14 protein-coding genes are annotated in these 16,902 nt (G+C 70.9%); 10 read left to right on the top strand and 4 right to left on the bottom strand.

Going from position 1 to position 16,902, the window contains the following annotated elements:
* Window positions 1–115: 115 nt before the first annotated feature.
* From BS80_RS26905 to BS80_RS26865, 9 genes are all read left to right on the top strand, one after another.
* A complete protein-coding gene (locus BS80_RS26905; protein ID WP_035803013.1) occupies window positions 116–1,219 on the top strand; it encodes a hypothetical protein in 1,104 nt (367 codons plus the stop codon).
* Window positions 1,220–1,250: 31 nt separating this feature from the next.
* Window positions 1,251–2,690, top strand: a complete 1,440-nt coding sequence (locus BS80_RS26900; RefSeq protein WP_051967241.1) for a pyridoxal phosphate-dependent decarboxylase family protein — start codon at window positions 1,251–1,253, stop codon at window positions 2,688–2,690.
* 83 nt (window positions 2,691–2,773) lie between these two features.
* Window positions 2,774–4,174, top strand: a complete 1,401-nt coding sequence (locus BS80_RS26895) for a GNAT family N-acetyltransferase (RefSeq protein WP_083975416.1) — start codon at window positions 2,774–2,776, stop codon at window positions 4,172–4,174.
* 214 nt (window positions 4,175–4,388) lie between these two features.
* Entirely contained in the window at window positions 4,389–5,657 is a 1,269-nt protein-coding gene (locus BS80_RS26890) for a MurT ligase domain-containing protein (RefSeq protein ID WP_035803009.1), read from the top strand.
* A 107-nt stretch (window positions 5,658–5,764) separates the two neighbouring features.
* Entirely contained in the window at window positions 5,765–6,505 is a 741-nt protein-coding gene (locus BS80_RS26885) for a type 1 glutamine amidotransferase (protein WP_035804035.1), read from the top strand.
* Window positions 6,506–6,798: 293 nt separating this feature from the next.
* Window positions 6,799–7,824, top strand: a complete 1,026-nt coding sequence (locus tag BS80_RS26880; protein ID WP_035803007.1) for a 6-phosphofructokinase — start codon at window positions 6,799–6,801, stop codon at window positions 7,822–7,824.
* 251 nt (window positions 7,825–8,075) lie between these two features.
* Window positions 8,076–9,035: a cytochrome c oxidase assembly protein gene (locus BS80_RS26875; protein ID WP_035803005.1), complete on the top strand. Its 960-nt coding sequence runs from the start codon at window positions 8,076–8,078 to the stop codon at window positions 9,033–9,035.
* A 328-nt stretch (window positions 9,036–9,363) separates the two neighbouring features.
* Complete coding sequence (locus tag BS80_RS26870) at window positions 9,364–10,500, top strand: hypothetical protein (protein WP_051967240.1); 1,137 nt, start codon at window positions 9,364–9,366, stop codon at window positions 10,498–10,500.
* Window positions 10,461–11,150 (top strand): hypothetical protein, encoded by a 690-nt coding sequence (locus tag BS80_RS26865; RefSeq protein ID WP_051967239.1) that lies wholly within the window; start codon window positions 10,461–10,463, stop codon window positions 11,148–11,150. The genes BS80_RS26870 and BS80_RS26865 overlap by 40 nt, the downstream gene beginning before the upstream one ends.
* Window positions 11,151–11,251: 101 nt before the next feature.
* Here the strand turns inward: BS80_RS26865 and ltrA are convergent, their stop codons facing one another.
* The 4 genes from ltrA to BS80_RS26845 all read right to left on the bottom strand — a co-directional run bounded on the left by ltrA (window position 11,252) and on the right by BS80_RS26845 (window position 15,819).
* Window positions 11,252–13,009 (bottom strand): group II intron reverse transcriptase/maturase, encoded by a 1,758-nt coding sequence (gene ltrA / locus BS80_RS26860; protein WP_035804032.1) that lies wholly within the window; start codon window positions 13,007–13,009, stop codon window positions 11,252–11,254.
* Window positions 13,010–13,901: 892 nt separating this feature from the next.
* Window positions 13,902–14,849, bottom strand: coding sequence for a DDE-type integrase/transposase/recombinase (locus tag BS80_RS26855; protein WP_083975414.1), 948 nt, complete (start codon window positions 14,847–14,849; stop codon window positions 13,902–13,904).
* Between the two features lie 70 nt (window positions 14,850–14,919).
* Window positions 14,920–15,303 (bottom strand): transposase, encoded by a 384-nt coding sequence (locus BS80_RS26850; protein WP_035803003.1) that lies wholly within the window; start codon window positions 15,301–15,303, stop codon window positions 14,920–14,922.
* Between the two features lie 207 nt (window positions 15,304–15,510).
* Window positions 15,511–15,819, bottom strand: a complete 309-nt coding sequence (locus tag BS80_RS26845; protein WP_232246663.1) for a hypothetical protein — start codon at window positions 15,817–15,819, stop codon at window positions 15,511–15,513.
* 304 nt (window positions 15,820–16,123) lie between these two features.
* Between BS80_RS26845 and BS80_RS26840 the strand changes: the two genes are divergently transcribed.
* On the top strand, window positions 16,124–16,798 hold the full coding sequence (locus BS80_RS26840; RefSeq protein WP_035803001.1) for an SMI1/KNR4 family protein: 675 nt from the start codon (window positions 16,124–16,126) through the stop codon (window positions 16,796–16,798).
* Window positions 16,799–16,902: the final 104 nt, after the last annotated feature.

The following is a 16,902-nucleotide window of genomic DNA, read 5'->3' as shown; positions in this document are numbered from 1 at the left end:
GCTGCCACAGCCGGGGCGCGCCCCCGGATGGCCCACGGAATGGCGGATTTCCGCACCCCGCACGCCAGGATGAGGGGATGTCCGTCCACTTCGCCCACCGGGGGATCTGACCGTCATGCACCCGCGCGCCTTCGCGATCCTCACCGCGTTCCTGCTCGGGGCTCTGGGCCTCGGCGCGGTGGCCGTCACCCAGTGGGTCCCGCCGGCCGCCGTCACCGCCGTCAGAGCCGGCGCGCCCGGTACGACCGCCCAGGGCGCGGCGGCCGGATCCCCCTCGCCGACCGGGGACCCGGCGGTGTGGACCCGCAGCACGCTGCGCAACAAGCTGATGGCCGAGATGGCGGCCACCGACCCCGGGGTCGCCCTGGCCGACCTGGACAAGATCACCAAGAAGGACCCGTACACCGTCCGGTTCTGCCACCCGGTCGCGCACGAGCTGGGCCACGCCGCCGTCAAGCGCTACGACCGCGACTTCGCCAAGGTGATCTCCTTCCCGCACGACACCTGCGCGGCCGGCTACCTGCACGGCGCGGTCGAGGAGATGCTGGCCACCTCCACCGACCCCGGCACCGACCTGCTCAAGCTCTGCGCCCCCGAGTTGCGGGGTCCGTGCGTACACGGAGTTGGCCACGGCACGATGTTCGTCGCCAAGCAGGACGTGCCGACCGCGCGCACGCTGTGCAACAGCTTCGGCAGCGACCACCTGCGGATCACCTGCTCCGAGGGCCTGTTCATGCAGCTCTTCGGCCCGGACGAGGAGGACGAGAAGGCCAAGGCGCAGCTGCCCGCCGACAAACTCGCCCAGGAGCCGCTCTACCCCTGCCCGGAGCAGCCGGCCCTCTTCCAGTCCGCCTGTTACTTCTACGCCCCGACGTTCTTCCTCAGCTCGCACGACTACGCCAACCACCCCGAGGTCTACGCCCAGGCACTGAAGTGGTGCCTGGCCGGGCAGGCGTCCGGCGGTGCCAACGACTGCAGCCGGGGCGTCGGCTCGCGAACCATGAAGTACAACCTGGACCGCGAGGACTGGGTGGGCCAGCAGTGCGCCACGGCGGCGGACGGCTGGCAGCGCAAGGCCTGCGCCGAGGGCATGGTCAGCTACTACACGGTCAACTACACCGACAGCGGCGCGGCCGGCCGGCTCTGCGCCAAGCTGACCAACACCGAGATCGCCCGCTACTGCCGCTCCGCCGCCGGGCTGTCCGCATCCCTGGACTAGGCCGTGTCTGCCCGCACGTACGATCGACCCCATGCCCGAGTACTTCCGCGAAGCCGCCCACGCCACCGCCGACCTGGTCGCCGACTACCTGGAACAGGTCCCCGGCAAGCCGGTCTGGCAGCCGATGGACCCGGCCGCCCGCCAGGCCCTGCTGGAGGCGCCGCTGCCCGCCGAGGGCCGCGCGCTGGCCGAGCTGCTGGCGGTGATCGGCGCCGAGGTGATGCCGGCGCCGATGGGCAACGGGCATCCGCGGTTCTTCGGCTGGGTCAACTCGGCCCCGGCGCCCGCCGGGGTGCTGGCCACGCTGGCCGCCGCCGCGATGAACCCGAGCTCGGCCGGCGGCGACCACGCCGACGTGCACCTGGAACGGGCCGTGGTGCGCTGGATCGCCGAGCTGGTGGACTTCCCGCACCCGCCCGGCGGCGGACTGCTCACCTCGGGCACCTCGATGGCCACCATCGTCTGCCTGGCCGCCGCCCGCGGCCGGGCCGCCCGCCGGGCCGGTCACGACGTCCGGGCCGACGGCCTGGCGGGCCTGCCCCCGCTGGTCGGTTACGTCAGCGGCGAGACGCACTCCTGCGTGCGCAAGGCCGCCGAGCTGCTGGGCCTGGGCAGCCGGCAGCTGCGCACGGTCGCCACCGACGCCGAGGGCCGGCTCGACCCGCAGGCGCTGCGCGCCGCGGTGGCCGCGGACCGGGCGGCCGGGCTGCTGCCGTTCCTGGTGGTGGCCTCCGCCGGGACGGTGAACACCGGCGCGGTGGACCGCTTCGAGCCGATCGCCGACCTCTGCGCCGAACAGGACCTCTGGCTGCACGTCGACGGCGCGTACGGCGCCTTCGGCGTGCTGGACCCGTCGATCGCGCACCGCTACGCGGGCCTGGAGCGCGCCGACTCGCTCGCGCTCGACCCGCACAAGTGGCTCGGCGTGCCGGTGGACTGCGGCTGCGCGCTGGTGCGCGACGCCGAGGAGCTGCGCGCCACCTTCAGCCTGGTGCCCTCCTACCTGCGCGACGAGGACGCCGGCGGGCTCGGCTGGTTCTCCGAGTACGGCACCGAGCAGACCCGCCCGTTCCGCTCGCTCAAGGTCTGGGCCACCATCGCGCACCGCGGCCGGGACGGCATCGCCGCCGACATCGCGCACTGCACCCGGCTGGCCCGCCGGCTCGGCGAACTGGTCGAGGCCGATCCGCAGCTGGAGCTGCTGGCCCCGGTGGAGACCTCGATCGTCGCGTTCCGGGCCCGCCCGGCCGGGCTCGACGAGGAGGCTCTCAACGTGCTCAACCAGGCACTGCCGCAGGCCGTCCAGCGAGGCGGGCAGGCCTTCGTCACCGGGACGGTGCTGGCGGGCCGCGAGGCCGTCCGGGCCTGCCTGCTGAACGCCACCACCACCGAGGCCGACCTCGCCGTCCTGCTCGCGGAGGTGCGGTCGGCCGCCTGCGAACTGACGGGCCGGCTGAGTACTCGTCAGTAGCCCGTCGCCCTGCGTCAGAGACATTAACCAGCCGGTCACAAGGCATTCGTGATCGTGAAACACCCGCAGGGCATGGTGAAGACATGACTGAGCTTCCCGTCCCGCACCTGCCCCTCCAACAGCCCTCGCGTGCCCAGCGCCGCAGCAGAGCGGACCGGTGGCGGCGCGACGCCGTCGAGATCGCCGCGGTCTTCCTGGCCGTGGCCACCGCCGACCTGGTCGCCGACGTGGTGGTGCACGGCCACGACGGGCCGGTGCTGCTGGTCTCCTCCGCCTTCGCCCTGGTCGCCACAGCGGTGTTCCACTCGTGGTGGGAGCACCGCCATCCGCACGGGCCACCGGGCCCGGAGCCCACCGCGGCGGACCGGCCCGTCGAGCAGCCCGCCGAGCAGGCTCCGGCGCTGCCGCCCGCCGAGACCACGCTCTGGCGGCTGCGCGCCACCGTCTCGGACGCCCCCGGCAGCCTCGCCACGGTCTGCACCGCCCTCGCCGAGCTGCGGGTCAGCATCATCTCGTTGCAGACCCACCCGCTGCCCGAGGCCACCGTCGACGAGTTCCTGTTGCGCGCGCCGCGCGACCTGCCCCGCGCCATGCTGGCCGGCGCGGTCGCCCGGGCCGGCGGGCGGGAGATCTGGACCGACCCGGCCGACGCCCACGATCTGGTGGACCTGCCGGCCCACGTGCTGGCACTGGCCACCAGGACGGCCCTGGACGCCGCCGAGCTGCCGGTCGCACTGCGCAAGCTCTTCGGCCAGTGCACGATCCGTCAGTTCCCGGCCACGGGAGGGCAGTCGTCCGCGCCGAGCCTGGACGGCCACCTGATGCGACTGCCGATGCCGTCCGGCGAGCTCGTCGAACTCTCCCGGCCCCATCTGCCGTTCACCCCGACCGAGTTCGCCCGCGCCAAGGCGCTGGTCGAGCTGGACGCGGTGCTCGGCCCGCGGGTCCCGCAGGTCGCCGCCCGGCTCAGCCTGCCGGCCGGCACCGACCTGACCGTGCGGCGGGCCGACCCGTCCGACAAGGCCGAGGCGCTGGCCATGCACCGGCGCTGCTCCACCGGCACGCTGCGCCTGCGCTACCACGGCCCGGTGGCCGACGCGGACCGCTACCTGGACCACCTGCTCGACCCTCGGCACGGGCAGACGCTGGCCGTGCAGAGCGCCGACGGGCGGATCGTCGCGCTGGCCCATCTGATGTGGGACGACGACAGCGCTGAGCTGGCCGTCCTGGTCGAGGACGGCTGGCAGCGCCGGGGTCTGGGCCTGGACCTGCTGCGGCGGATGGCAGCGCTGGCGGCCGAGGCGGGCGTCTCCACCGTCTACGCGGTCACCCAGGCCGCCAACACGGCGCTGATCGCCGCGATGCGCCGGCTGGCCATCCCGCTGGACTACCAGATGGAGGACGGCACCCTGGTGATCACCGCCCACCTCGCGGGCGCCGTCGAGCAGTTGCCCAGCCCGTGGCCCGCCGTCCCCGGCCGTTAGGCCGTCGTCGGACCCGCCCTGGCACGCCTCCCCTGACGGTCGCCGGACAGCCGCAAGCGGTTGTCCGGCGACCGTCAGGGCGCTGACCGCGCACGACAGCACGGGGGCATGGCTCGGCCTGCCACGGACAAGCCGTTAGGCTGACCCCGTCCCCGCCGCCCAGCGGCCCGACAAGGCCAAGGGGGGTCGTCAGCAACAGGAGGAACCCCTGAGCATGCCAGGCACCGGATCGGAGGCCGCAGCGCCCGGCGCGCGCGACTCCTCACTTCCCGCCCGCGCCAAGCTCGCCGTCACCGCGGGCAAGGTGGCTGCCGCCGCCTCCCGGACGGTAGGCCGCGGCAGCGGATCGGTGATCGGCGGCAAGGTCGCCCTCAAGCTGGACCCCGACCTGCTCGCCAAACTCGCCGACCACCTGGACGTCGTCCTGGTGAGCGCGACCAACGGCAAGACCACCACCACCCGCCTGATCGCCGAGGCGCTGCGCGCCGCCGGCCCCGTGGTCTCCAACGCGCTCGGCGCCAACATGCCGGCCGGCATCACCGCCGCCCTGGCCGGCGGCAGCGACGCCCGCTACGGCGTGATCGAGGTGGACGAGAAGTACCTGGCCGGCGTGGCACGGGACACCAGCCCCAAGGCCATAGCGCTGCTCAACCTCTCGCGCGACCAGCTGGACCGGGCCGCCGAGACCCGGATGATGGCCGAGAAGTGGCGCGAGGGCCTGCAGGACACCGATGCCGTGATCATCGCCAACGCGGACGACCCGCTGGTGACCTGGGCCGCGTCCTCCTGCCGCCGGGTGGTCTGGGTGGCCGCCGGGCAGGCCTGGAAGGAGGACGCCTGGTCGTGCCCGTCCTGCGGCGGCGTGATGCAGCGCCCCGGCGACGACTGGTACTGCCAGGAGTGCGGCTTCCGCCGTCCGCAGCCGCACTGGGCGCTGCAGGGCGTCCACGTGGTCGACCCGAACGGCGCCGCCTGGCCGATCCAGCTCCAGCTGCCGGGCCGGGCCAACCTGGCCAACGCGACCAGCTCGGCCGCCGTGGCCGCGGTCTTCGGCGTTCCGCCGCAGGTCGCCCTGGAGCGCATGCAGTCGGTGTCCGCCGTGGCGGGCCGCTACGACGTGGTCTCCTACCAGGGCCGTGACGTGCGCCTGCTGCTGGCCAAGAACCCGGCCGGCTGGCTGGAGACCTTCTCGCTGATCGACGGCCCGCCGGCGCCGGTGATCCTCTCGGTGAACGCGATGGACGCCGACGGCACCGACACCTCCTGGCTCTGGGACGTCGACTACGAGCGGCTGGCCGGGCACCCGGTCTTCGTGATGGGCCAGCGCAAGCTGGACCTGGCGGTCCGTCTGGAGGTGGCCGGCCTGCAGTTCCACGTGGTGGACTCGCTGGCGGACGCCGTCCGGATGGCCCCGCCGGGCCGGATCGAGGCGATCGCCAACTACACCGCCTTCCAGCAGCTGCGCAAGGTGGTGGCCGGCTGATGTCGATGCCCCCGCCGCCCGGCTACGACCCGCGCCAGCAGCAGCACCCGCAGCAATACCAGCAGCCGCCGCAGCAGCAGCAGCAGCAATACGGAAGGCCCTCTCGGATGAGCGACAGCAGTCTGCGGCTGGTCTGGATCTACCCTGACCTGCTGAGCACCTACGGCGACCGCGGCAACGCGCTGGTCCTGGAGCGCCGGGCCCGTCAGCGCGGCCTGGCCGTGTCGCGGATCGACGTCCGCTCCGACCAGCCGGTGCCGACCAGCGGCGACATCTACCTGATCGGCGGCGGTGAGGACCGGCCGCAGCGGCTGGCCGCCGAGCGGCTGCGTCAGGACTCGGGCCTGGCCCGGGCCGTGGACAACGGCGCGATCGTCTTCTCGGTCTGCGCCGGCTACCAGATCCTGGGGCACGAGTTCATCAACGACCTCGGCCAGCGTGAGCCGGGCCTGGGCCTGCTCGACGTCTGGAGCACCCGTGGCGAGGGCGCCCGCAGCGTCGGCGACGTGCTCGCCGAGCCGGACCCGCGGCTGGGTCTGCCCACGCTGACCGGCTTCGAGAACCACCAGGGCGTCACGCACCTGGGCCAGGGCGTCTCCCCGCTGGCCACCGTCACCGCCGGCGGCCCGCACGGCGGCGGCAACGGCGACGGCAACGGGACGGAGGGCGCCTGGCGGGACACCGTCTTCGGCACCTACCTGCACGGCCCGGTGCTGGCCCGCAACCCCGCGGTCGCCGACCTGCTGATCAAGCTGGCGCTGGACGTCAACGCGCTCCCGCCGGCTGACACCACCTGGTACGACGCGCTGCGCGCCGAGCGGATCGCGGCCACCGGCCAGCCGGCCTGATCGTCCGACCGACTCAGCGTCCCCGCCCCGGATGTCCACCATCTGGCGGCGGGGACATCCGCAGCGCAAAACATATGACAATAAGACGCGTCGACCGCACACCCTCCTCGGCAGTCGACGGCACACCGCGCGGGAGCGTCGACGACGCCGCCTCCACGCCTGCTCCCACCTGGCCGGAGGCGGGGGCCGCTATGATCAGCTTCGGGCTGAATGTCCGATTCCGATCGCCCTGAGCCCCCCGGGTTCCCAGGGTTAGTCCGGCCGTCCGGTTCTCTCGGGAGTTGCGAAGAACGATGCGTATTGGTGTGCTGACCAGCGGCGGCGACTGCCCCGGCCTCAACGCCGTGATCCGCTCCGTGGTCCACCGGGGGGTGGTCGACCACGGCGACGAGATCATCGGCTTCCAGGACGGCTGGCGAGGCCTCCTCGAAGGCGTCCACCGTCCACTGACCCTCGACTCGGTCAGCGGCATCCTGGCCCAGGGCGGGACGATCCTGGGATCCTCCCGCGTCCAGCCCAGCCACCTGCGGGACGGGGTGGAACGGGCCAAGAAGTACTGCGACGACCTCGGGATCGACGCGGTCATCCCGATCGGCGGCGAGGGCACCCTCAAGGCGGCCAAGCTGATGAGCGACGGCGGCCTGCCGGTGGTCGGGGTCCCCAAGACCATCGACAACGACATCGCCTGCACCGACGTCACCTTCGGCTTCGACACCGCCGTCTCGGTGGCCACCGACGCGCTGGACCGGCTGAAGACCACGGCCGAATCCCACCAGCGGGTCATGGTCGTCGAGCTGATGGGCCGCCACACCGGCTGGATCGCCCTGCACGCCGGAATGGCCGCCGGCGCGCACGCGATCGTCGTTCCGGAGCGGCCGTTCCACATCGACAAGCTCACCGAGGTGGTCCGCGAGCGCTTCGACCGCAACAAGAAGTTCGCGATCGTGGTCTGCGCCGAGGGCGCCAAGCCCGAACCCGGCACCATGCACTGGGAGGAGGGCGTCAAGGACATCTACGGCCACGAGCGCTTCACCGGTGTCGCCAACCAGCTCTCCCGGGAGCTGGAGCACCGCCTGGGCAAGGAGGCCAAGCCGGTCATCCTCGGTCACACCCAGCGCGGCGGCACCCCCACCGCGTACGACAGGGTGCTCGCCACCCGGTTCGGCTGGCACGCCGTGGAGGCCGTCCACAAGGGCGCCTTCGGACAGATCACGGCCCTGCAGGGCACCCAGATCGTCCTGGTGCCGCTGGCCGAGGCGGTGGCGGACCTGAAGACCGTGCCGCCGGAGCGCTACGTCGAGGCCGAGATGGTCATCTGACCGCCTCTTCCGCGTCCGCCCGCAAGCCCCGCCGTCCGACGGCGGGGCTTGCGGTGCTTCGGGGGTGCGGTTGCGGTGCTTCGGGGGTGGGGTCGCGGTGCTATGAGGGTGGGGTCGCGCGCAGCGGGCCGACCGGGCGCCCGTAGGGTGGGACCCGACGAAAATCGGACGAACCGGACCTCGCGGGGGCCGGCCGTCCGCGACTGCACAGGATCAGGGAAGCGGGGCCGCCGATGGATGGCATGTCAGGGATGCACCACCACGGCGGAGGCGCGCTCGGACCGTTCTCGCTCTCGTCGGTGCTCACCTGGTCGCCCGACTGGGCGTTCCTGCTGGGCTGCCTGCTGATGCTGGCGCTGTACGGCGCCGGCGTGGTCCGGCTGGCGCGGCGCGGCGACCGCTGGCCGGTCGGCCGGACGGCGGCCTGGGTGGCCGGCGTGCTGACCATGGTCTTCGTGACCTGCTCGGGTCTGAACGACTACGGCATGGTGCTGTTCAGCGCGCACATGATCCAGCACATGGCGCTCAGCATGCTGGTCCCGATCCTGCTGCTGCTCGGCGCGCCGATCACGCTGGCGCTGCGTTCGCTGCGCCCGGCTGGCAAGGGCCGCCCGCGCGGGCCGCGCGAGCTGCTGGTGGCGCTGCTGCACAGCCGGTACGTCAAGGTGATCTCGCACCCGGCCTTCACCATCCCGCTCTTCATCGCCAGCCTCTACGGCCTGTACTTCACCCCGCTCTTCGACTTCCTCATGCAGTCGCGGATCGGGCACATCGCGATGATGGTGCACTTCCTGATGGCCGGGCTGCTCTTCTTCTGGCCGATCATGGGTGTCGACCCGGGCCCGCACCGACCCGGGCACGTGATGCGGATCATCGAGCTCTTCATGGGGATGCCGTTCCACGCCTTCTTCGGCGTGGCGGTGATGATGGCGACCAGTCAGCTGGTGACCACCTTCACGGCGGCCGGCGCCCCGCCCGGGACCGACCTGATGGCGGACCAGAAGCTGGCCGGCGGGATCACCTGGGCGTTCGGCGAGATTCCGACCGCGGTGGTGCTGATCGCGCTGGTCTTCCAGTGGGCCAAGTCCGAGGAGCGCACGGCGCGACGCGGCGACCGGGCCGCCGAGCGCGACGGTGACGCCGAGCTGAACGCCTACAACGCCTACCTCGCCTCGCTGGAGAAGCGCGGCGGCCGGCCGGCCCAGACCTGAGCCCCCGGCAGCACCCGCAGCACCAAGGACCCCGTCGGCCCCCGGCCGGCGGGGTCCGCTGCTGTGCCGGCCTGCCCCGGACCGCGTCGGCCGGGCGCCGGCGCCGGGCGGGCCGCCGCCAGGCGGGTGGATCGCCGACAGAGGATCGCGTGGGCCGGGGCCCTGCGGCAAGATCACGGAGCATGGTTATCCTGACACCCACCCGTTGCTTCGGTCCGGCCTGCTCGGCACCGTGACTCCCTGTCGAGGACTCCATGACGCATGCCAGCAGCCCCGTGTCGACCGCTGCGGCGCCGGGTTGAGCGGCGACGGTTCGAGCGGCAGCGGGTTGAGCGGCAGCAGATCGAGCGGGCTCGCGGGGCGTCAACGGTTCGGCTACCGGCAGCTGCGGTCGGCACTGCGCCGTCCGGTGGTCGCCGCGACCCTGCTGGCACTGGTCCTGCACGCGGTCTGGGCGCTGTTCCTGGCGCGCAACGCCGGCGATCTGGCTGCCCAGTACGCGTGGACCGAGTTCATCCGCAGGAACCCCGACTCCAGCTACAACCTGTCCTGGTACGGCGGGATGTACACCGTCTCCTACAGCGTCCTCTCGCCGTACGTGATGAGCCTGATCGGCGTGCGCACCACCGGCGTGATCGCGGGCACGGTGGCGGCGGCCCTCGCCGCCCGGCTGCTGGAACGCTCGCGGCTGGACCGGCCCCTGATGCCCGCACTCTGGACGGCCTTCGCGTTCTGGTGCAACGCCGCCTCGGGACGGGTCACCTTCGCACTCGGCTGCGCCTTCGGCCTGGCCGCCACCGCGCTGCTCTTCCCCGAGAGCCCGCTCCCGCGCCGGAGCGCGCGGACCGCCGCGGTCGCTCTGCTCGCGACGCTGGCCACGCTGAGCAGCCCGGTGGCGGGCCTGTTCCTCGGAGTGGCCGCCGCCGGGCTTTTCCTGACGGGACGCCGACGGGACGCGTACGCGGTGGTCGCCGGGCCGGCCGCGGTGATCGCCGGGACCTCGCTGCTCTTCCCGTTCTACGGGGTGCAGCCCTTCGACTGGTACGTCGCGCTCCCGGTCGCCGTCGGGACCGGACTGCTCGCGGTGCTGGTGCCGCGTCAGTGGCGGGTGCTGCGGGTCGGGGCGGCGGTGTACGCGGTCGGGGTGCTGCTGACCTGGCTGGTGCCCTCGCCGATCGGCAGCAACGTCGAACGGCTGCTGCTGCTCTTCGGCGCCGGCACGCTGCTCGCCGCAGCGCTCGACCGGGCGTCGGCGGACCAGCCGCGGGCAGTCGCCGGGGCTGGCGGCCTGGCGGGAGCAGGTGGGCTGGCGGGGGCAGGCGGCGTAGCCGGGGCAGGCGGCGTGGCGACCGGTCGGGGGCCGGTGGCGCTGGGCGTCCGGCTCGGGGCTGGCGGCGGGTCGGGCTGGGCGCCGCGTTCCTCGCCGTGGCCACCTGGCAGATCGCCACGCCCGTCGGCGACCTGATCAGCACAGTCCCCTCCCCGACGACGGCCCTGCCGGCCGCGCCGATCATCAACGAACTGCACCAGGTCGGCGCCGACCGGGGCCGGATCGAGGTCGTCCCGCTGCGCAGCCACTGGGAGTCCTCCGCCCTGGCGCCGTACGTCGACCTGGCGCGCGGCTGGAACCGGCAGGCCGACGTCAGCCGCAACCCGCTCTTCTACCAGGACGGCCTCACCCCCGAGGCCTACCACGCCTGGCTCCAGCACTGGGGCGTCGGCTTCGTCCTGCTCCCTCCGGACACGCCCGACGACGCCGCCGTGGACGAGGCCAGGATCGTCGCGGCCGGCTACCCCTGGCTGAACCTCATCTGGCACGACGACAAGTGGCGCCTCTACCGGGTCACCGACGCCACCTCGCTGGCCGCGCCGCCCGCCACCGTCACCCAGGCCACCCCGGCCGAGCTGACCCTGGAGGTGCCGTACGCCGGACCGGTCCTGCTACGGATCCCCTGGTCACCGTGGCTCGGCGTCCAGGGCACCACCGACAGCGCATCGCGCGGCTGCCTCGCCGAGTCCAACGGGTGGACCATGCTCTACGCCCCCGAGCCCGGCACCTACCGGGTCGCCGGACGGTACACCCTGAACCCCAGCAGCCCGTGCGCGCACGCCTGAGTCGGGTAGCCGGGTCACGTTGCCGTGACCCGGCCCCCTCAGAACCGGACGTGCCAGTCATCCCGGCATCCGGCTCAAGCAAGCCGCATGGGCTTCGCAGGTCAGCAGGTTGACGTGGTCTGTTTGCCGTCGCCCGCGTGGTGCTGGCGGTGGCATTCGGAGTGCACGAGGCGAAGGTTGTTCCGCTCGTCCGTGCCGCCGTGTCGCCGGTAGGTGAAGTGATGCTTGTGGAGCATCTTCTTCGAGGCCGCGAACCAGTTGATCCACTCGCGTGGACTGTCCGGTTCGTACTCGGCCCCGGCGATCAGCGCCTGCTTGCAGAGGGGGCAGAGCCCCTGCTGCCGGACCGCCAGAACGAGACTGGTCTTGTCCATCGGCGGCGGCGCCTTCCTGCGGCGGCGGTGCTGCCAGTACTCGGCGAGTGCGGGGTCGTCCGGGGACGCTCCGCCCTTGACGAGTTGGTGGCGGACGATTCCGGTCCAGGCGAACTTGGGTAGGAAGGCGCCGCTGTCGCGGTCACCGAAGACCCACCGATCTTGCCTGGACGGGTGGAACTTGCCGAAGTACCGGTCCACGATCCAGTACCTCGACTTCTTGGGATGGCCTCGCCTGGCCCAGTTCCAGGTCAGACGCCACATGTAGTGGTCAAGCGACGCGAACGTCGTCGTGGAGGACATCGCCCGGTAGTAGGCCGCCCAACCGCGAACGATCGGGACGAGCCTGCGCAGTACGGCCTCGGCGTTGGCACCGTGAAGGGCTTTCACCTCGGTCCGTAGCCGCTCCCGGAGCCTCTTGCAGGCCGCCGTGCTCGGTTTGACGATCAGTTTGCCGCCCGTTCGGCGGACGGTGAAGCCGAGGAAGTCGAACCCCTCATCGAGGTGAACGACCTTGGTCTTCTCCTCGTTGAAGCGAAGACCTCTCGGCTTCAGCCAGTCCTCCAGCCGAGACCTGACCTGGTGCACCTGGGCTTCGTCGTGGCAGAGCACCACGAAGTCGTCGGCGTACCTCACCAGCACGGGAGTGCCGGGGGACGCACCGGGTTCTCGCTCGGCTCCGGTTGCCCTGTATTGGCACCCTGCGGCCTGTTCCAGTCCGTGCAGAGCGACGTTCATCAGCAGCGGACTGATCACACCACCTTGAGGAGTTCCCTCCTCCGTCGGTGCGAACCGACCACGGTCGACCACTCCCGCTTTGAGCCAGCCCCGGATCAGGTCCCTGGCAGGGAACTGGCCGATGGAGGACATCAGATGGTCGTGGTCGATGCGGTCAAACGCCGCAGACAGGTCCGCGTCCAGCACCCACTGACGTTTCGAGGACTTGCCCTTCACCGTCAGGAAGATCGTCATGATCGCGTCCTGGCAGCCGCGGCCGGGCCGGAAGCCATAGGACCTCGGCTCGAACCGCGCTTCCCACTCGGGCTCCAGCGCGTTCTTCACGCGGGCCTGGAGCACCCGGTCACGGATGACCGGGATGCCGAGCGGTCGCTGTTTCCCGTTGCTCTTCGGGATGAACACTCGCTTGACCGGCCTGGCCTTCCAGGGCTGGGACGACCGATGGATCTCGGCCGCCAGCTTGCCCCTCGCCTCTGGGGTGAGGGCTCGCTCCCCGTCGATGCCGGCGGTCTTGCGACCACTGCTCTGCTGCGTCACCCGCTTCACGCTGACCAGCGTGTTGCTCCGGCTCCGCAGCATGAGCTTCTGCAGGTTGCGGACCTTCTTCAGGTCCCCGTCCTGCGTCGCCTTGAAGATCCTCTGCCTCAGTCGCCGTACGTTCTCCTCGCACTCGGCCCAGTCGATGCTGTGCCAGTCAAGGGTCTCGTCCTCAGGTCCGTTCACCGCAGCCGCCGAGAGCTCAGCCAAGACCGTGCCCCCCAATTCGCGCCTCCAGTACCTAACTTGTCCTTCGGTTGCGACGTCCTTGCAGCGGTGACTTCAAAGGCTCACCCGATCCACGTGGGCTCCCTTTCGGGCCGGGCCACCAGGGCCCGTATCCGGCGAGTTATGCGGGAGCGGGTGAAGGTCCCGTTCTCCCGGTTTCCTCCGGCCTTTCGGCCCACCGGCTTTCGCTTCTTGGATCATCCTTCTCCCGCCGGGGAGTTCAGCTCTCCTTACGGTCGGCCTACCAGGCTCTTCACCTGGACCTCGACGGGGTTTCCACGTTCCGCACCAGTAAGACGCGGCTGGGGTGGGCGCCCCCTTTGCCCCGGGACCAGCGGTGTCCTCCCCTCTGGTATCAGCTTCCTGAGGGTCGCTTGGTGCCTCTCAGCACCGGGTCCTGTGACCGCCGCTTGCATGCCATCGCGCGGTCTTGAAATCACGGGGCGTCGTCAGGGGTTCACTTGCGTTCGCCCGTCCAGCCTTCCCCTCGCCTGTGGCTCCTCGATGGCCGAGGCGCCCTTGGGCTTGAACGCTCAGCTTCACACCCCGCCGTTGCCAGCGACGCATGTGAGCGTGGGGACGGGCCTTGGACACTGGCCCGAAGTTCAGCCGATCGATACCTCCTTCACCTGGCTGCCCTTACTTACTTGGAGCGACCTCGTGTCGCACCTGATCGTTTCAGAATGAGATCGGTGTGTCGGTCAGTTGGTGGTTGACGGGTTGACGGTGCATCTGGGCAGAGTTCGCGGAGTATCTGCTGAGCTTTCTCCTGATGACCTCTGGGAGCGCATAGCTTCCTTACTTCGAGGCCGACAGGCGCCATCGTCATCCCGGGCGACTCGGAAGCTGTCAAGTCAAATGAGACGGTTTGATGCTATGAAGACTGTTGTGCGGCTTCTGTCTCCTGCTTCGGCTCGTTGATCCACGCATGCTCGGGTATCCGGGGTGGTCTGGGCCGACGGGCGAAGCGTTCGGGGTGACGGGTGTATGCCTCGGCCAGTGTGACGGCGCGTTGCTCGCGGACCAGGTCGGCGGTCCCGAAATGGACGGACGCCGGAGTGTGCAGGCCGATGCCCGAGTGTCGGTGCTCGTGGTTGTAGTACGAGAAGAATCCGCCGCACCAATCACGTGCATCAGCAAGGGAGTTGAAACTTCCAGGGAAGTCGCCCATGTACTTCATGGTCTTGAAATGCGACTCGCTGTAAGGGTTGTCGTTGGAGACTTTGGGGCGCGAATGGCTCCTGGTGACACCGAGGTCGATCAGCAGCTGGGAGACCTTCTTGGAGGTCATCGAGGTGCCGCGGTCAGCGTGCACGGTCTCGGGAACGATGCCGTTGCGGGCGATGGTCTCGCGGATCAACTCCTCTGCCCGCTCGGCGGATTCGGCCCGTTCCACGGTCCAGCCGCAGATGTAGCGGCTGTAGATGTCGATGATGACGTAGGCGTGGTACCACTCGCCCTTGTTCGGCCCCTGAAGCTTGGTGATGTCCCAGGTCAGGACCTGCCCCGGGGCGGTGGCCAGCAGTTGCGGTACGGCCTTGGCCGGGTGCGTGGCCAGGCGGCGGCGCTCGCCGTTCTGCCCGGCGGCGGTCAGGATCCGGTACATCGTGCGTTCCGAGCAGTGGTAGCGGCCCTCGTCCAGTTCGCGGGCCCAGACCTGCGCAGGCGGCAGGTCGGCATAGTCGGGCCGGTTCAGCAGGGCCAGGACCTCGGCGCGCTCGGCAGGCGTCAGCGCCGAAGGCGGCGCGGGGCCCGCTTCCTGGGGGCGGGCGGATGGAGTCTTCGGTAGTGCGTGGCCCGCGAGCGCCCGGACAGCCGGCAAGCGGCCGTGGTGCTCAACTCGCGCTCCAAGCCGGGGAACAGCTCATCGACGACCTGCTCGACGTCGCGCTTCAGTCCGCGCTCTCGGAGAGCATTTCCAAGAGCGCATGTGCTTTTCCCAGCAGTTCCAGAGCCGCGTCCTTCTGCGCGCCCTCCTTCTCCAGCCGGGCGACCTTCTTGCGCAGCCGCTCGAGCTCGGCCTGCTCGGCGGCCTTCTTCGGCCGGGCCGGCGAGGTGCGTTTGTCGACCAAGGTGGCCATCGCGCCCGCGTCCCGGGCGGCCCGCCACTCGATGATGTGCGAGTGGTAGAGCCGCTCGCGGCGCAGGATCGCGCCCTTCTCCCCGTTCGGGGCCGCGTCGTACTCGGCGACGATCCGCAGCTTGTACTCCGCCGGGAACGTCCGCCGCTTCGGGCGCGGTGCCGGGTCCTGCTCGGGGTGGGTGGCGCTGGCCATGCCGGTGATACTCCTGTCTCGCCGATCCAGACTAACCCGACATACCGGGCGTCTCAGCCGAGACTGTCAGAGAGGGACTCCCGGCATCGGACCGCGTCGCGCAAAGGGGTGGCCTGGCGCGACGTCCCGATCCAGGTCGTGGGCTGCTCCAAGCGCATGGTGCATCACCTGCCTGCAACGGCTCTGAAGGACAGCCCGGCCACTCAGTCAGTAGCGCAGGCGAGCCGTGTCCCCGTCGATCCGCAGCACGCAGTTCCTGAACACGCCCAACGAGGGCTGCTGCCCCCCAGTGGGGACGAGCGTGAGTTCCAGGTCCCGCAGAGGCGTCATGACCCGAGCGGCCTGACTCCCGTCGGGGTCCGGCCCGCTGAGAGTCGTCAGCGCCCCGAACAGGCCCTCGGCGCTCTCCCACCCCGGCCCAGGAGAAAAGCGCGCCAGGAAGAAGGGCTGGTCACAGCCATACTCGCTGAGCTCGCCGAGCAGGACGTCGCCCTGCATGAGCCGCCACTCTGCCACTGATGCTCCCTCCCCACGGTCTCAACCTGAGCCGCCATCCTCTTACGAGTGACGGTCGACCCCGCCCCGCATTCTGAAGCGACCAGTGAGTCGGTCCGCCCGACTTCCGGTGGAGCGGGGCAACTCAGGCGGCTGAGGCTATGTGCTGTTGCTCTACCGATCTTGATGGTCGCGAGTTCGAGGCTGGCTGCTCGGTCGGGTGCTCTGGATCTTGCTGAGCTCGACGGCGGCACTTCCCGATCGTCGTCGGTGTCGCCACCCCGGACAGACTGAGCTCCCGGGGTCGCCGCTAGGGTCGGGCGCCATGACCGACTGGACTGGGGTGCGCGACCGGGTTCTGGCTCTGACTGCAGTGCCAGGCAGCGACAAGGTGTTCGGGGCGAGGGCGCACGGCTTTGCGCTCGATGCCACTCTGACTGCCGCCGAGGTGGCCGACCTCGAGGCATGGCTGGACGTTGACCTGCCCGAGGACTATCGCTCCTTCCTCCTGCATGTCGGAGCGGGCGGGGCCGGGCCGGCGTACGGCATCCTCCCGGTGCGACGCGCGGGCTCCGCAGGCTGGCAGTGGGTCGGAGAGCTCATCGAGGAGGTCGAGCCGGGCATGTTCGCCGAGCCGTTCCCGGGAGGGGCGGATCCAGCGGCAACGGTCGGGATCCTCGCTGAGCGGCCCCTGGAGGAGGAGTTCGACGACCTCGCCGATCTCGCCGCGGCCTTTGAGGAGTGGGAGGAGCGTCTAGGCGAGGTGCAGTACGACCCACGCCGCACAGCCGGGGCGCTTTGCCTGTGCGATGAGGGCTGCGGGATGGTGGTCTGGCTGGTCGTGACCGGGCCGGAGCGGGGCCGAATGTGGCGTGACGATCGCATCAATGGCACGGATCTTCAACCGATGCGCCACACCGACGGCTCTCCTCTGGACTTCGCCGGTTGGTACCTCAGCTGGCTCGAAGACGCCGAGGCTGCCTATGACCAGGGCAGATAGCAGCAAGTCCGCTGCCGATCTTGGCAACACACGACTCTACGCCTGTCGCCCGGTCGGGGGATCTGCGGCCCGTGCGCGCATGGAGACAGGGCCTCCTGCACAGC

Source organism: Kitasatospora mediocidica KCTC 9733, assembly GCF_000744225.1.
GTDB classification, from domain to species: Bacteria; Actinomycetota; Actinomycetes; order Streptomycetales; family Streptomycetaceae; genus Kitasatospora; species Kitasatospora mediocidica.
This window is presented reverse-complemented; position numbering and strand designations above follow the sequence as displayed.

What these genes read in the sequence shown, in the direction of transcription:
- BS80_RS26890 (WP_035803009.1), top strand. Translation starts at nt 4,389, where the DNA reads ATGCCAGGCACCGGATCGGAGGCCGCAGCGCCCGGCGCGCGCGACTCC.
- BS80_RS26905 (WP_035803013.1), top strand. Translation starts at nt 116, where the DNA reads ATGCACCCGCGCGCCTTCGCGATCCTCACCGCGTTCCTGCTCGGGGCT.
- BS80_RS26895 (WP_083975416.1), top strand. Translation starts at nt 2,774, where the DNA reads ATGACTGAGCTTCCCGTCCCGCACCTGCCCCTCCAACAGCCCTCGCGT.
- BS80_RS26900 (WP_051967241.1), top strand. Translation starts at nt 1,251, where the DNA reads ATGCCCGAGTACTTCCGCGAAGCCGCCCACGCCACCGCCGACCTGGTC.
- BS80_RS26885 (WP_035804035.1), top strand. Translation starts at nt 5,765, where the DNA reads ATGAGCGACAGCAGTCTGCGGCTGGTCTGGATCTACCCTGACCTGCTG.
- BS80_RS26875 (WP_035803005.1), top strand. Translation starts at nt 8,076, where the DNA reads ATGCACCACCACGGCGGAGGCGCGCTCGGACCGTTCTCGCTCTCGTCG.
- BS80_RS26840 (WP_035803001.1), top strand. Translation starts at nt 16,124, where the DNA reads ATGACCGACTGGACTGGGGTGCGCGACCGGGTTCTGGCTCTGACTGCA.
- BS80_RS26850 (WP_035803003.1), bottom strand. Translation starts at nt 15,303, where the DNA reads ATGGCCAGCGCCACCCACCCCGAGCAGGACCCGGCACCGCGCCCGAAG.
- BS80_RS26880 (WP_035803007.1), top strand. Translation starts at nt 6,799, where the DNA reads ATGCGTATTGGTGTGCTGACCAGCGGCGGCGACTGCCCCGGCCTCAAC.